At 70.0% G+C, this 15,310-nt stretch carries 14 protein-coding genes; 6 read left to right on the top strand and 8 right to left on the bottom strand.

What is annotated here, in order from left to right:
- Positions 1-12 precede the first annotated feature (12 nt).
- Entirely contained in the window at positions 13-456 is a 444-nt protein-coding gene (locus P8T65_RS27605; protein ID WP_230221173.1) for an N-acetyltransferase, read from the bottom strand.
- A gap of 261 nt (positions 457-717) precedes the next feature.
- On the opposite strand from P8T65_RS27605, the gene P8T65_RS27610 reads away from it, so the two are divergent.
- Positions 718-1,494 (top strand): response regulator transcription factor, encoded by a 777-nt coding sequence (locus P8T65_RS27610; RefSeq protein ID WP_316727915.1) that lies wholly within the window; start codon positions 718-720, stop codon positions 1,492-1,494.
- Here P8T65_RS27610 and P8T65_RS27615 read toward each other — a convergent pair.
- Positions 1,453-1,950 (bottom strand): MarR family transcriptional regulator, encoded by a 498-nt coding sequence (locus P8T65_RS27615; RefSeq protein WP_316727916.1) that lies wholly within the window; start codon positions 1,948-1,950, stop codon positions 1,453-1,455. The genes P8T65_RS27610 and P8T65_RS27615 overlap by 42 nt on opposite strands.
- 154 nt (positions 1,951-2,104) lie before the next feature.
- Between P8T65_RS27615 and P8T65_RS27620 the strand changes: the two genes are divergently transcribed.
- The 4 genes from P8T65_RS27620 (at position 2,105) to P8T65_RS27635 (ending at position 6,790) form a co-directional block, all read left to right on the top strand.
- A complete protein-coding gene (locus P8T65_RS27620) occupies positions 2,105-2,923 on the top strand; it encodes a trans-aconitate 2-methyltransferase (RefSeq protein WP_316727917.1) in 819 nt (272 codons plus the stop codon).
- The gene (locus tag P8T65_RS27625; protein WP_316727918.1) at positions 2,920-3,288 is read left to right on the top strand and encodes a glyoxalase; all 369 of its coding nucleotides are present in this window, start codon (positions 2,920-2,922) and stop codon (positions 3,286-3,288) included. Before P8T65_RS27620 ends, P8T65_RS27625 begins: the two co-directional genes overlap by 4 nt.
- Before the next feature lie 85 nt (positions 3,289-3,373).
- Entirely contained in the window at positions 3,374-4,240 is an 867-nt protein-coding gene (locus P8T65_RS27630; RefSeq protein ID WP_316727919.1) for a PaaX family transcriptional regulator C-terminal domain-containing protein, read from the top strand.
- 453 nt (positions 4,241-4,693) lie between these two features.
- Positions 4,694-6,790 carry a glycosyltransferase family 4 protein gene (locus P8T65_RS27635; RefSeq protein WP_316727920.1) on the top strand — a complete coding sequence of 699 codons (2,097 nt, stop codon included), beginning with the start codon at positions 4,694-4,696 and terminating at the stop codon, positions 6,788-6,790.
- A 365-nt stretch (positions 6,791-7,155) separates the two neighbouring features.
- On the opposite strand, the gene P8T65_RS27640 is transcribed toward P8T65_RS27635, so the two are convergent.
- Positions 7,156-7,833: a TetR/AcrR family transcriptional regulator gene (locus tag P8T65_RS27640; protein WP_230221165.1), complete on the bottom strand. Its 678-nt coding sequence runs from the start codon at positions 7,831-7,833 to the stop codon at positions 7,156-7,158.
- Positions 7,830-8,861, bottom strand: coding sequence for a fatty acid desaturase (locus tag P8T65_RS27645; RefSeq protein WP_316727921.1), 1,032 nt, complete (start codon positions 8,859-8,861; stop codon positions 7,830-7,832). Before P8T65_RS27645 ends, P8T65_RS27640 begins: the two co-directional genes overlap by 4 nt.
- 381 nt (positions 8,862-9,242) lie before the next feature.
- On the opposite strand from P8T65_RS27645, the gene ppc reads away from it, so the two are divergent.
- The gene (gene ppc / locus P8T65_RS27650) at positions 9,243-11,975 is read left to right on the top strand and encodes a phosphoenolpyruvate carboxylase (RefSeq protein WP_316727922.1); all 2,733 of its coding nucleotides are present in this window, start codon (positions 9,243-9,245) and stop codon (positions 11,973-11,975) included.
- A gap of 173 nt (positions 11,976-12,148) precedes the next feature.
- Here ppc and P8T65_RS27655 read toward each other — a convergent pair whose 3' ends face one another.
- From P8T65_RS27655 to P8T65_RS27670, 4 genes are all read right to left on the bottom strand, one after another.
- A complete protein-coding gene (locus P8T65_RS27655; RefSeq protein ID WP_399100446.1) occupies positions 12,149-12,682 on the bottom strand; it encodes a hypothetical protein in 534 nt (177 codons plus the stop codon).
- Positions 12,683-12,760: 78 nt separating this feature from the next.
- The gene (gene pth, locus P8T65_RS27660) at positions 12,761-13,363 is read right to left on the bottom strand and encodes an aminoacyl-tRNA hydrolase (RefSeq protein WP_316727924.1); all 603 of its coding nucleotides are present in this window, start codon (positions 13,361-13,363) and stop codon (positions 12,761-12,763) included.
- Between the two features lie 74 nt (positions 13,364-13,437).
- Positions 13,438-14,031 (bottom strand): 50S ribosomal protein L25/general stress protein Ctc, encoded by a 594-nt coding sequence (locus tag P8T65_RS27665; RefSeq protein WP_230221156.1) that lies wholly within the window; start codon positions 14,029-14,031, stop codon positions 13,438-13,440.
- A 199-nt stretch (positions 14,032-14,230) separates the two neighbouring features.
- The gene (locus tag P8T65_RS27670) at positions 14,231-15,205 is read right to left on the bottom strand and encodes a ribose-phosphate diphosphokinase (RefSeq protein WP_230221154.1); all 975 of its coding nucleotides are present in this window, start codon (positions 15,203-15,205) and stop codon (positions 14,231-14,233) included.
- Positions 15,206-15,310: the final 105 nt, after the last annotated feature.

Below are 15,310 nucleotides of genomic sequence, written 5' to 3' on the forward strand. Positions count from 1 at the left end.
CTCGCGCCGAGTTCAGCCGAGCCTCTTCGTGAGCGTGTACTCCGTGATCCCCGGCGGATAGTCGGGGATCACGCACACGACCTCGTAACCGAGCCGCTTGTAGAACTCCGGCGCCTGGAAGTCCCAGGTCTCCAGCCGGCAGGAGCGGGCGCCCCGTTCCCGGACGGCGATGTGCTCGGCCTCGGAGAGGATGCGCGAGCCCAGGCCCCGCCCCCGGTGGCGCTCGTCGACCCAGAGATAGGTGACGTGGAGCCAGGTCGTCCAGGTGTGGCCGACCAGGCCACCCGCGAGATCGCCGGCCTCGTCCAGGATCCATACGTGGAGCGGGACCTCGCGTTCACCGGGGGTGCCGCGCAGGTCACGGAGGATCGGCGAAGCGGCCGTATTGGTGCTGCGCAGCCGGGAAAGCAGCAATTGGCTTCGATCCCTGTCGACTTCTGTCTCCATACGAAACATGCGGCACACGATAAACGCGCTGGACAACCAGTTCTGCAAATTACCTTCCGCTCCTGCCCCCCGGCCGTACTCTGATGAACAGCGCCGGTGGGGGCCGGTGCTGATCAGGGGGCGAGACAGTCGGGTACGACGCCCGGAGTGGGGGTAGCGGTTCAGCACGGCGGCGGCCGTGCGGCTGCGACGCCCCGTCCCAGGTGTAAACCGGGGCACGCTCCGCGCGCCGTACTCGCGCCGGTCGTCCCCCGACCAGTGGGGGTTTCAGTGGTTCGCATCCGAGTCCTGGTCGTCGACGACCACCGTATCTTCGCCGAGTCGCTCGCGGCGGCGCTGGCCGCCGAGCCGGACGTCGACGTGTCCGCGGCCGGCAGCGGCCCCGCGGCGCTGCGCTGTCTGGACCGCGCGGCGGCGGAAGGGCGCAAGTTCGACGTGCTGCTGGTCGACGCCGACCTGGGGGGTCATGCCCAGGTCCCCGGCACGCGGCCGACCGCCGTACCCGCGCCGGACGGCGGCGAGGACGGTCTGGTGGACGGCATATCGCTCGTCGCGGGCGTGCGTTCGGGACAGCCGAGCGTACGCGTCGTCGTCCTCGCCGAGAAGGACGATCCGCGCAGGGCCGCGCTGGCCCTCCAGGCGGGCGCGTCCGGCTGGGTCGCCAAGGACTGCTCGCTGTCCCGGCTGCTCACCGTCATCCGGGGCGTGCTGCGCGACGAGACGCATCTGCCGCCCGCGCTGCTCACGGGCGTTCTGCGGGAGTTGACCGCCGCGCGCAAACACCGCACGGAGAGTGAGCGGCTCGTCGAGTCCCTCACCCCGCGTGAGCGTGAAGTGCTCCGGTGCATGGTGGCGGGGCTGGGGCGCAAGGCCGTCGCCGAGCGCCTGTTCCTCTCCCCGCACACCGTCCGCACCCACATGCAGAACGTCCTCGGAAAACTGGGCGTCCACTCCACCCTCGCCGCCGTGGCCCTCGCCCGGCGGGCGGGTGTGGGCCCTGTCGACCTAGCCGGGGATGTTGTCGAACGGGGCGGTCAGCTGGCGTAGGAGGCCTGCCAGTTCGCTGCGTTGGGCGCGGGTGAGTTCGGCCAGGATCGCGCGTTCCTGGTCGAGGAGTCCGGCGAGCGCCTGGTCCGCCCGGTCCCGGCCCTCGTCCGTGAGCCGTACGAGCACGCCCCGGCGGTCACTGGGGTCGGGCAGCCGTTCGACCAGGCCCTTCTTCGTCAGCCGGTCGATGCGGTTGGTCATCGTGCCCGACGTCACCAGCGTCTGGGTGAGCAGCTGACCGGGCGAGAGCTGGTACGGGTTCCCCGCCCGCCGCAGCGCCGTCAGCACGTCGAACTCCCACGGCTCCAGCTGGTGCTCCGCGAACGCCAGCCGACGCGCGCGATCCAGGTGCCGGGCCAGTCTGCTCACCCGGCTGAGTACTTCCAGCGGCTCCACGTCGAGGTCGGGGCGCTCCCGGCGCCACGCTGCGACCAGCCGATCGACCTCGTCCTCCATGGCGATCAGTGTAGTGGTTGTGTCGATGTGAAGTCTCTTGAGATCAAGATGATTAGGTCAAAGTCTCTTGACTTCGAGATATGTGCGGTCGAGAGTGGCAGGTGCCGTCCGGCAGCTGCGTGATGACGACAGTGACGACGAGGAGGACATCCCCATGCCCGCCACCAGCCCCACCTGGGACCCCCAGCAGTACCTGCGGCACGCCGGCCACCGCGCCCGCGCCTTCGTGGACCTGCTCGCCCACGTCCCCGACCCGCCCGCCGCGCACCCCCGCGTCGCCGACCTCGGCTGCGGCCCCGGCAACGTCACCCGCCTCCTAGCCGACCGCTGGCCCTCGGCGCGCATCACCGGGTACGACAACTCGCCCGAGATGCTCGACCGGGCCCGGGCCGACCACGAGGGGCCCACCCCGGGCGGCGGACACATCGACTTCGCCGAGGTGGACGTCCTTACCTGGTCGCCCCCGGAGCCGTACGACCTGATCGTCAGCAACGCCACGTTCCAGTGGGTTCCCGGGCATGCCGCCCGCTTCCCGGCCTGGGTCGACGCGCTCGCCCCCGGCGGCACCTTCGCCTTCCAGGTCCCCGGGAACTTCGACTCGCCCAGCCACCGCCTCATGCGCGAACTGGCGCACTCCGCCCGCTGGAAGGACCGCCTCGGCGACACCCTCCGCCACGACGACGCTGTCCACGCCCCCGTCGCCTATCACGCCGCCCTCGCCGACCTCGGCTGCGAGGTCGACACCTGGGAGACGACGTACGTCCACCTCCTCCAGGGCGAGGACCCGGTGCTCGACTGGGTCCAGGGCACGAGCCTGCGTCCGATCCTCACCGAGCTGGGGCCGGACGCGGCGCCCTTCGTCGCCGAGTACCGCACGGCCCTGCGCGCGGCGTATCCGCGCACGGCGCACGGCACCCCGTTCCCGTTCCGCCGCATCTTCGCCGTCGCCCACAAGCCGGCCACACCCCGATGATCACCGCGGTCGACCACGTCCTGCTGGCGGCACCGCCAGGCGCGGAGGACCGGCTGCGGGAGTACTACGTGGGCGTCCTCGGGATGGCGGAGATCCAGAAGCCACCCGCACTCGCCGTACGGGGAGGGTGCTGGTTCGCGGCAGGGGATGTGCTGCTGCATCTGGGGGTGGAGGCGGGATTCCGGCCGCCGCGGAAGGCGCACCCCGGGCTGCGGGTGCGGGGCATCGACGCGTTCGCTGCGCGGCTGGCCGCACGGGGGGCCGTCGTGATCTGGAACGAGGACCTGCCGGGGTACCGCCGCTTCTACTCCGAGGACCCGGTGGGCAACCGGTTGGAGTTCCTGGAGCCGGGCCGGCCGGGCTGATTGACGGGGCGCGCCCCGTCAGGGGGCGCGGGGAACCCTTCCTCGCCCCCTGACCCGGCCCCAACTACCCCCGTACTCTTGCGCTGTGGAGGACGAGATCCCGGGTGTCGAGGTCGGCGACGTGCCGCAGTTGCGGCCGCAGTCGCTGGTGCTCTCCTTCTTCGGCAATCACGTGCTGGACCGGGCGGAGAGCGGCCTCGGCGTGTACTCGGGGAGCATCATCGACGTGCTCGGCCGGGTCGGCACGGGAGAGCAGGCCGTGCGGTCCACGCTCACGCGGATGGTCAACCGGGGGCTGCTGAGACGCCAGCGCGAGGGCCGGCGGATGTTCTTCGGCCTCACCCCGCACGCCGAGGACATCCTGCGCGACGGCGGCCGGCGCATCTGGCGCGACGGCGCGGTGAACGAGGACTGGGACGGCACCTGGACCCTCCTCGGCTTCTCCCTCCCCGAGTCCTGGCAACGCCAGCGGCACGACCTGCGCTCCCGGCTCACCTGGTCCGGGTTCGGCGCCCTCTACAGCGGACTGTGGATCGCCCCGGGCCGGGCGGACGTCCGGGAGATCGTCTCGGAACTCGGGCTGGACGCGCACGTGAAGGTGTTCCACGCGCAGGCCGACGCGTTCACCGACGTCGGACTGATGATCCGCGAGAGCTGGGACCTGGAGACCCTCGCCGCGCGGTACGTGGCCTTCGACAAACGGTGGAGCACCGCCGACGTCGCCGAGGCCGACCCCATCGCCACCCGGCTGCGCCTCGTCGCCGAGTGGCTGCGCGTCATCCGTATCGACCCGCGCCTGCCCGTGCGGCATCTGCCGACCGAGTGGCCCGCGCGGCAGGCCCAGGACACGTTCCGGCGCATCGCCGAACAGACGGCGGGCCCGGCCGGGCGGATGGCGGCGGACGTTCTGGAAACGACCCCGCTGCGACCCGCGCCGCTCGAAATGCCATAGCCGAAAAACGGATTTCTCTATTCCGTGCCGACCGCCGGTTCCCGGTGCCTCCGGTGCGGGAGTGGCTGATATTGTTCTTTGGCTTTCCTTTGTGATGGATATATTCTCAGTTCACTTTTGTTGTCTCCCGCCGGATGTTCGGGGAAGCGGGAGCTCGTGCTGTGACCAGGGGGGATCTGGGCCAGTGGTGATCTGCTGAGCCGCTCGGCGCGTTTGACGGGATTTGTGACGCGCGCCACATAGGCTTTTTGTCGTCCGGTCGGGATTTCGTTTCCGCGCCTCTTCTCACGGATTACCCGATCGGCCGATTCCCGCTGCGCCGAATCATTCATTTCTCGATTGTCGACCACGTATCACGCATACAGCCGTGCCCGCGCGCAGCCCTTGCCCGACCAGCAGGGGGTGCGGACGCGCTGCTGCCCGCCCTCGGGCGGTTTCCAGGGGGAAGAACATATGAAGATCGCGTTCCTGATCAACAATGCCTTCGGTATCGGAGGCACCATCCGCTCGACCGCCAACCTCTCCGCCGCGTTCGCCGACCGACACGAGGTGGAGGTCGTCAGCGTCCACCGCTCCCGCGACGAACCCGCCCTCCCGTTCGACCCGCGCGTCCGTCTGACCTCGCTGATCGACCTGCGGGAAGGCGGCCCCGGATTCGAGGGCGACCACCCTCTCACCCAGCGGCCCGGCACGATGTTCCCGTACACGGGGGCCACCGGGAACCTGCCCTACACCGGCCTCCAGGACGAACGCATCGGCGGCTTCCTCGCCGACACCCAGGCCGACGTCGTCATCGCCACCCGCCCCGACCTCAACGGCTACCTCGCCCGCGACGGCCGGCGCCGCTGTCTCCGGATCGGCCAGGAACACCTCAGCCTCGACCAGTACCGGGAACCGCTGCGCGGCGACCAGAACCGGGCGATCGGCGGACTCGACGCCTTCGTCACCGTCTCCGAGGCCGACGCCGCCCAGTACCGCGCCGCCCTGCCCGACGTCGGCACCACCATCGTCTGCGTCCCCAACGGCGTCCGGGCCCCCGCCGTGGAGCGGTCCACCCTGGACTCCCGGGTCATCGTCGCCGCAGGCCGGCTCATCCCCATCAAGCGGTACGACCGACTGGTGACCGCCTTCGCCAAGGTCGCCGCCGACCACCCCGGCTGGACCCTGCGGATCTACGGACGCGGCCCGCAGAAGGAGAACCTGCGCGAGCTGATCGACCGCCTCGGGCTGCACGACCGGGTGTTCCTCATGGGAGCGGTCTCCCCGATCGAGACCGAATGGGCCAAGGGCGCCGTCGCCGCAGTCTCCTCCGACATGGAGTCCTTCGGCATGACCATCGTCGAGGCCATGCACTGCGGCGTCCCGGTCGTCGCCACGGACTGCCCGCACGGCCCCGGCGAGATCATCACCCACGGGCAGGACGGCCTGCTCGTCCCGCTCGACGGGGACGTCGACGCCTACGCCGACGCGCTGAACCGCGTCGTCACCGACGAGGCCCTGCGCGAACGACTCGGCAAGGAGGCCCTCGTCAAGGCCGAGACCTACGCCCCCGCCGCCATCGCCCAGCGCTACGAAACCCTCTTCGAGGAACTGACCAGGTCCCGGCGGCGCGGATGGGACGGCGCCGCCCGGCTCAAACGGCTCGCCGCCCGCGCCGTCCGGCCCCGTCCCACGGAGGCCGCCCCTGCCGCCGAGGCCGACGGGAGCGCTCCCACGCCCACGCCCGCCGCACACGCCCGCGCCCAGGCCGACGGCGGCTTCACCGTCCTCCTCGACCCGGCCGAGCTGCCTTCCGGCCCCCTCGACTTCATCGCCCGGCTGCGCCGCGACCCCGGCAAGCGGCAGGTCAGGGTGCCGGTGCTGCCGAGCGCCGACGCGCCGGACACCGTGGTGCGGGCGACCCTGCGCCCTGCCGAGCACACCCTCGCCGAGGGCCGCTGGGACTGCTACGTCGCGCCGCGCGGCTCGAACAAGCGAGTGCGGCTGGGCGCGCGGCTGGTGGAACAGGCCGCGCTGGTCGGTCGGCGGCCGTGGGTGGACCAGCGGGGGGCCGGGGCGTGGATCCCGTATCCGACCGTCGACGGTTTCCTCGCGCTGCGGACGTGGCTGCGGCCGGCGCACGCGGAGATCGACGCGGTGGAGGTGGGGGAGGGGACGGTGACCGTGACCGGGACGGTTCTGGGGGCCGCCGAGTCCGTTGCCGGCGTGGTCTCGGAGGGTGCCGTGGTGCGGGTGGTGTCGCGGGCCGACAGCGCGTACGACTTCGGTGTGCCCGTGTGGGCTGTGGGGGAGCGGGGGTTCCGGTTCACCGTTCCGTACGGCGAGCTCCTGGGGCGGCGGAGTGTCGAGCACGATCTGTGGGATCTGCGGCTGGGGGACGTGCCGGTGGGGCGGATCGGGGGTGACGTGGTGGAACGGCGGAAGACCGATCTGGTGCCTGGGCAGATGTTCGAGCACGGTGAGCGGGGGTGGACGCGGGTGCGGCCGTATTTCACCGTGAACAACGAGCTGGCGCTCAGCGCGAAGGATGTGGACGGGGGCGCCCAGTAGCTCGGGGGTGCGGGAGCGATGGCGGGTGCGTGTGGGCTGGTCGCGCATTCCCCGCGCCCCTTGAGGGCCTACGGCCACTCAAGGGCGAAAAGCGCGGGGCGCAGCCCCTGCTTTTCAGGGGCGCGGGGAACTGCGCGAGAAGCCCCACCGGACCCGCACCCTGTTGTCCTTCGGCCCCGCAGCCCCGTCGCTTCCCGGCCCGCACCCCGCTGTCTTTCAGGCCCGCAGCCCCGCCGTCTTTCCAGGCCCGCAGGGGCCTGGTCTTTCAGGGGCGCGGGGAACTGCGCGAGAAGCCCCACCGGGCCGCACCCGCCAATGCACCCGCACCCGCCAACGCGCCCCCGAGCTACCAGGCGCCCCGGCGCTCAACTCTTCCGGTGGCCGATCAGCCGTGGCTTCTGGTTCAGGCCGTCCAACCCGTGCCAGGCCAGGTTCACCAGATGCGCCGCCACCTCCGCCTTCTTCGGCCGGCGGACATCCAGCCACCACTGGCCGGTCAGGGCGACCATCCCGACCAGCGCCTGCGCGTACAGCGGCGCGAGCTTCGGGTCGAAGCCCCGGCTCTTGAACTCGCGGCCGAGAATGTCCTCCACCTGCGTGGCGATGTCGGAGATCAGCGACGCGAAGGAACCCGTCGACTGCGGGATGGGCGAGTCACGGACCAGGATGCGGAAGCCGTCCGTGTACTCCTCGATGAAGTCCAGGAGCGCGAACGCGGCCTGTTCGAGGAGTTCACGCGGGTGCCCGGCCGTCAGCGAACTGGTCACCATGTCCATCAGCCGGCTCATCTCGCGGTCCACCACCACCGCGTACAGCCCTTCCTTGCCGCCGAAGTGCTCGTACACCACCGGCTTGGACACCCCGGCCTTCGCCGCGATCTCCTCCACCGACGTGGCCTCGAAGCCCTTGGCGGCGAAGAGCGCGCGCCCGACCTCCAGCAATTGCGCACGGCGCTCGGCGCCCGTCATCCGGGTGCGGCGAACACGCCGCGGCTTGTCATTGCTCGGGGTGCTGCTGGAGTCGGTCGCCACGGCGTCAATCATGCCGCCTCGGCGGGTGCCTTCCGCTGCCGGGAGCCGTCCTCGCCCGTCTTGCGCCTGGAATCGATACGCGAGCGTGACGGCCAGCGGACGTCGTACGCCCAGCCGCACACCTCGAACCACCGGATCAGCCGAGCGGAGGAGTCCAGCTGGCCGCGCTCCACCCCGTGCCGGGCGGAGGTGGGGTCGGCGTGGTGGAGGTTGTGCCAGGACTCGCCGCAGGAGAGGACCGCCAGCCACCAGACGTTGCCCGAGCGGTCGCGGGACTTGAAGGGGCGCTTGCCGACCGCGTGGCAGATCGAGTTGATCGACCAGGTCACGTGGTGCAGCAGTGCCACCCGGACGAGCGAGCCCCAGAAGAACGCGGTGAACGCGCCCCACCAGGACATCGTCACCAGACCGCCGATCAGCGGCGGAAGGGCGAGGGAGAGCATCGTCCAGTAGATGAAGTGGCGGGAGATCGCGCGGAGCGCCGGGTCCTTGACCAGGTCCGGGGCGTACTTCTCCTGCGAGGTCTGCTCCTCGTCGAACATCCAGCCGATGTGCGCCCACCACAGGCCCTTCATCAGCGCGGGGAGCGTCTCGCCGTAGCGCCACGGCGAGTGGGGGTCGCCCTCGGCGTCGGAGAACTTGTGGTGTTTGCGGTGGTCGGCCACCCAGCGCACCAGCGGGCCCTCGACGGCCATCGAACCGGCGATCGCCAGCGCGATCTTCAGCGGGCGCTTGGCCTTGAACGAGCCGTGGGTGAAGTGCCGGTGGAAGCCGATCGTGATGCCGTGGCAGCCCAGGTAGTAGAAGAACACCAGCAGGCCGAGATCCAGCCAGCTCACGCCCCAACCCCAGGCCAGCGGCACGGCCGCGAGGAGCGCGAGGAAGGGGACGGTGATGAAGAGAAGCAGCGTGATCTGCTCGATCGAACGCTTCTGCTCGCCGCCCAGCGTGGCCGACGGCGCGGGGGAGTCGGTCGGTGCGGAGCCTGGAGAACCTGGTGCATTCGGCGCGTCTTCGATCACATCGGACCTTGAGCTCATGGGCGTCCCCTGGGGGGTCGAGGGTGGAGAGAGAGGGGGAGGAGCCTGCGGCACAGCATGCGAGGGGTACCTGTCGGCTTTCCCTACGGTTCCGTAACCTACGGCATCGTAAGTATGGCAGTGCAGTGCCGGTCGGCAAGGGTCCGCCCGGCTGCGCGTCCAGGTGTAACCAGCGGGCCCGATGGACAGGTGGCACTGAGTGCCGCAAAAGTGGCACCTGTCGCCGAGGGCGCCCAGGTGGACGCCTATCCTGGACTCGTTCGGACAGCGCGGTCCGCTCTGAATCCTGTCCCGCGGCCAGGCCCCACGACGAAGGCCGGGCCGCCGGGCCCCACCCGGGTTCCCCTCAGCCGAGCTTCAACACTGCAAGGAGCCGCACCTGTGAGCAGTGCCGACGACCAGAACACCACGGTCAGCAGCGAGCTGCGCGCCGACATCCGGCGCCTGGGTGACCTACTGGGCGAGACCCTCGTACGCCAGGAGGGCCCCGAACTCCTGGACCTGGTCGAGCGTGTCCGCCGCCTGACCCGCGAGGACGGTGAAGCCGCCGCCGAACTGCTGCGCGGCACCGAGCTGGAGACCGCGGCCAAGCTGGTCCGCGCCTTCTCCACCTACTTCCACCTCGCCAACGTCACCGAACAGGTGCACCGGGGCCGCCAGCTGAGGGCACAGCGTGCCGCCGAAGGCGGTCTCCTCGCCCGTACGGCCGATCGCCTGAAGGACGCAGACCCCGAACACCTGCGCGAGACGGTCCGGAACCTCAACGTCCGCCCCGTCTTCACCGCCCACCCCACCGAGGCCGCCCGCCGCTCGGTCCTCAACAAGCTCCGCCGCATCGCCGCGCTGCTGGAGACCCCCGTCATCGAGTCCGACCGCCGCCGCTACGACATCCGGCTGGCCGAGAACATCGACCTGGTGTGGCAGACGGACGAACTCCGGGTCGTCCGCCCCGAGCCCGCCGACGAGGCCCGCAACGCCATCTACTACCTGGACGAGCTGCACGCGAACGCCGTCGGCGACGTCCTGGAGGACCTCACCGCCGAACTGGAACGCGTCGGCGTCACCCTCCCCGACGCCACCCGCCCCCTCACCTTCGGCACCTGGATCGGCGGCGACCGCGACGGCAACCCCAACGTCACCCCCCAGGTGACCTGGGACGTCCTCATCCTCCAGCACGAACACGGCATCAACGACGCGCTCGAACTCATCGACGAACTGCGCGGCTTCCTCTCCAACTCCATCCGCTACACGGGTGCCACGGAGGAACTCCTCACCTCCCTCCAGGCCGACCTGGAGGCACTGCCCGAGATCAGCCCCCGCTACAAGCGCCTCAACGCCGAGGAGCCCTACCGGCTCAAGGCCACCTGCATCCGGCAGAAGCTGGAGAACACCAAGGAACGCCTCGCCAAGGGCATCCCGCACGAGGCCGGCCGCGACTACCTCGGCACCGCCGAACTCCTGCACGACCTCACCCTCATCCAGACCTCCCTGCGCGAACACCGCGGCGGCCTCTTCGCCGACGGCCGGATGAACCGCACCATCCGCACCCTGGCCGCCTTCGGCCTCCAGCTCGCCACCATGGACGTCCGCGAACACGCCGACGCCCACCACCACGCCCTCGGCCAGCTCTTCGACCGCCTGGGCGAGGAGTCCTGGCGCTACGAGGACATGCCCCGCGAGTACCGCCACAAGCTCCTCGCCCGTGAGCTCCGGTCGAGGAGGCCGCTGGCCCCCACACCCGCGCCGCTGGACGCCGCCGGCGCCAAGACCCTCGGCGTGTTCGAGACCGTGAAGAAGGCGCTCACCGTCTTCGGCCCCGAGGTCATCGAGTCGTACATCATCTCCATGTGCCAGGGCGCCGACGACGTCTTCGCCGCCACCGTCCTCGCCCGCGAGGCCGGGCTCATCGACCTCCACGCCGGCTGGGCCAAGATCGGCATCGTCCCACTGCTGGAGACGACGGACGAGCTGAAGGCCGCCGACACCATCCTCGAAGAGATGCTCGCCGACCCCTCCTACCGGCGGCTCGTCGCCCTGCGCGGAGACGTGCAGGAGGTCATGCTCGGCTACTCCGACTCGTCGAAGTTCGGCGGCATCACCACATCGCAGTGGGAGATCCACCGGGCGCAGCGCCGCCTGCGCGACGTCGCCCACCGCTACGGCGTACGACTCCGCCTCTTCCACGGCCGCGGCGGCACGGTCGGCCGCGGCGGCGGCCCCTCCCACGACGCGATCCTCGCGCAGCCCTGGGGCACGCTGGAGGGCGAGATCAAGGTGACCGAGCAGGGCGAGGTCATCTCCGACAAGTACCTCGTCCCCTCCCTGGCCAGGGAGAACCTGGAGCTGACGGTCGCCGCCACACTCCAGGCCTCCGCCCTGCACACCGCCCCCCGCCAGTCGGTGGAGTCCCTCGCCCGCTGGGACGCGGCCATGGACGTCGTGTCGGACGCCGCGCACGCCGCGTACCGCAAGCTCGTCGAGGACCCGGACCTGCCGACGTACTTCCTCGCGTCGACGCCGGTGGACCAGCTCGCCGACCTGCACCTCGGCTCACGGCCCTCCCGCCGCCCCGGCTCGGGCGTCTCCCTCGACGGACTGCGGGCCATCCCCTGGGTCTTCGGCTGGACCCAGTCACGCCAGATCGTGCCCGGCTGGTTCGGCGTCGGCTCCGGCCTGAAGGCACTGCGCGAAGCGGGCCTGGACACCGTGCTCGACGAGATGCACGAGCAGTGGCACTTCTTCCGCAACTTCCTCTCCAACGTCGAGATGACGCTGGCCAAGACCGACCTGCGGATCGCCCAGCACTACGTCGACACCCTCGTCCCCGACGAGCTCAAGCACGTCTTCGACACGATCCGGGCCGAACACGAGCTGACCGTGCGCGAGGTACTGCGCATCACCGGCGAGGACAAGCTGCTGGACGCCAACCCCGTGCTGCAGCAGACCTTCTCCATCCGGGACGCCTATCTCGACCCGATCTCGTATCTCCAGGTCGCGCTTCTCAAGCGTCAGCGGGACGCTGCCGCTTCGGGGGAGGCCGCGGACCCCTTGCTGGCGCGGGCGTTGCTGCTCACGGTGAACGGGGTCGCGGCGGGGCTGCGCAACACGGGCTGACTTCGTGGGGTTCGATGGCGGCTGACGGCCGGTGGGGCTTCTCGCGCAGTTCCCCGCGCCCCTGAAAAGCAGGGGCTGCGCCCCGTGCTTTTCAGGCCCGCAGGGGCCTGGGCTTTTAGGGGCGCGGGGAACTGCGCGACCAGCCCCCACCGGCCGTCAGCCGAGAACCGGCCTCACAGCGCAACCCACGCCGCCGTGATCAGCGCCACGCCCAACCCGCCCAGCACCCACGCCGAGCGCACCATCCGCAGGCCGCCGGCCACCACCACCGCCGCCAGCAGCAGCGCCCCGCCCAGCGGCACCCAGGCGTGCAGCAGGCCCGCCGGGCCCGTCCGTACGACATCGCTGCTGCCCGGCTTCACGACCACGGTGTACGTCCGACCCGTCTCCACCGCCACGGACCGCTCGATGTCGACCCGCTCCCGGGCCTGCGACCCCGTGGAGAGCGGCTCGTAGGGCCCCCAGCAGGTCTCACCCCGGCACTCGGACACGGTCAGCGTGCCCTGCTCGCGCCCCTTGCTCAGCATCACGTGCTGGGCGCAGCCCCAGGACCCCCACACCCCGGCGATCAGAATCACCACAGCGGTCACACTCATGGCCACCAGCCGCCCGTACCGCAGCGCGGCGGACGTGCCACCGCCGCTCGGGCGCGCACGGTGCCGCGAACGGTGAGCGGGGGCTTTCCTGTCGGGCATGGCCGGGATCATTGGCCATGGCACAGCGGTCGGTCAACTCCCGCAGGCCAGCGCGCGATGACGGGCTAAACGGGATATATGCGGACCAGGTCAGGAGTTGTACGTCCCCTGTGCCCGCTCCAACCCCTCGATCACCAGGCACTCCACCGCGTCCGCCGCCCGGTCCACGAAATAGTCCAACTCCTTGCGCTCCGTGGCGGAGAAGTCCTTCAGCACGAAGTCCGCGACCTGCATCCGACCCGGCGGACGACCGATCCCGAACCGCACCCGGTGGTAGTCCGACCCCATCGCCTTCGTCATCGACTTCAGCCCGTTGTGACCGTTGTCACCACCGCCGAACTTCAGCCGCAGCGTGCCGTAGTCGATGTCCAACTCGTCATGGATCGCGACGATGTTCCCCACCGGCACCTTGTAGAAGTCCCGCAACGCGGTCACCGGCCCACCCGACAGATTCATGTACGACATCGGCTTCGCCAGGATCACCCGACGGTTCCCCGGCCCCGGCGGCCCGATCCGCCCCTCCACGACCTGCGCCTGCGCCTTCCCGGCCCGCTTGAACCTCCCCCCGACCCGCTCGGCCAGCAGATCGGCCACCATGAACCCCACGTTGTGCCGGTTCGCCGCGTACTCGGGCCCGGGATTGCCCAGCCCGGCGATCAGCCAGGGGGCACTCGGATCGGTCGTCACGTCCATCTCTCCTTGATACGCGCCAGCCGCCGCCCCCCGAAGGGAAGCAGCGGCTGACGAACCGATGACGGAGCCGGGGCTCAGGCCTCCGCGGCCGCGTCGCCCTCGGCGGCCTCCTCCGACGGCTCCTCCGCCTGCGCGGCCAGAACCTGGAGAACGACCGTGTCACCGTCGACACCCAGCTTGGTACCCGACGGCAGCGGGATGTCCTTGGCCAGCACGGAGTCACCAGCCGCCAGACCCTCGACGGACACCGTCACCGACTCGGGGATGTGCGTGGCCTCGGCCTCGACCGGCAGCGCGTTCAGGACGTGCTCCAGCAGGTTGCCACCCGGGGCCAGCTCACCCTCGGTGTGCACGAAGATCTCGACGTTGACCTTCTCACCACGCTGAACCAGCTGCAGGTCCACGTGCTCCAGGAAACCCTTGATCGGGTCACGCTGCACGGACTTCGGGATCGCCAGTTCGCTCGTCTTGCCGTCGATGTCCAGGGAGATCAGGACGTTCGGCGTACGCAGCGCGAGCAGCAGGTCGTGACCCGGCAGGGTCAGGTGCAGCGGGTCGGAACCGTGACCGTAGAGAACGCCGGGAACCTTGGCGTCACGGCGGATACGGCGGGCGGCACCCTTGCCGAACTCGGTACGCGTCGACGCGGTGAGCTTCACCTCGGACATGATCACTCCTCGTAGAACTAGATGCGGACGTGGTCACCCGGCCACGAACGGCCTGCTACGAAGAGCGCGTCGATAACGGACAGCCGCACCACCGTCCTGAGACGGAAACGCGTACGGCCTCCCTCGCCGAGCAACTTCCGCAGTCTACTCGGAGAGGAAGGCCGTACCCAAAACGATCTACGGCGAGAGCCGGCGAACCCTACTGCTCGTCGAACAGGCTCGTCACCGAACCGTCCTCGAACACCTCACGCACCGCGCTCGCGATCGTCGGCGCGATCGACAGCACCGTGATCTTGTCCAGCTCCAACTCGCTCGGCGTCGGCAGCGAGTTGGTGAACACGAACTCACTCACCTTCGAGTTCTTCAACCGATCGGCCGCCGGACCCGACAGCACACCGTGCGTCGCCGTCACGATGACGTCCTCCGCACCGTGCGCGAACAACGCCTCCGCCGCCGCGCAGATGGTGCCACCGGTGTCGATCATGTCGTCCACCAGGACACACACGCGACCCTTGACCTCACCCACGACCTCATGGACGGTCACCTGGTTCGCCACGTCCTTGTCACGCCGCTTGTGCACGATGGCCAGCGGCGCACCCAGACGGTCGCACCAACGGTCCGCCACCCGCACCCGACCCGCGTCCGGCGAGACCACCGTCAGCTTGTCCCGGTCCACCTTCGCGCCCACATAGTCCGCGAGCAGCGGCAACGCGAACAGATGATCGACGGGTCCGTCGAAGAAACCCTGGATCTGGTCCGTGTGCAGATCCACGGCCAGAATCCGGTCCGCACCCGCCGTCTTCATCAGATCCGCGATCAGACGCGCCGAGATCGGTTCACGACCACGGTGCTTCTTGTCCTGCCGCGCGTAACCGTAGAACGGCACGATGACGGTGATCGAACGGGCGGAGGCACGCTTCAGCGCGTCGATCATGATCAACTGCTCCATGACCCACTTGTTGATCGGAGCCGTGTGGCTCTGGATCAGGAAGCAGTCCGCACCTCGCGCCGACTCCTCGTAGCGGACATAGATCTCACCGTTCGCGAAGTCGAAGGCCTTCGTCGGGACGACCCCGACACCCAGCTGCTGGGCGATCTCCTCGGCAAGCTCGGGGTGGGCGCGGCCGGAGAAGAACATCATCTTCTTCTCGCCGGTCGTCTTGATCCCGGTCACAGCACTGTCTCCTCAGAGGTTCTCAGCCAGGCGCGCGCAAGCCGCTCGCCAGCTGGGGTGCGGGTGTGCATGTATCACGGTACGACGTCCTTGGCGCACCTGTTT

It is taken from the genome of Streptomyces sp. 11x1 (genome assembly GCF_032598905.1).
Taxonomy (GTDB): domain Bacteria; phylum Actinomycetota; class Actinomycetes; order Streptomycetales; family Streptomycetaceae; genus Streptomyces.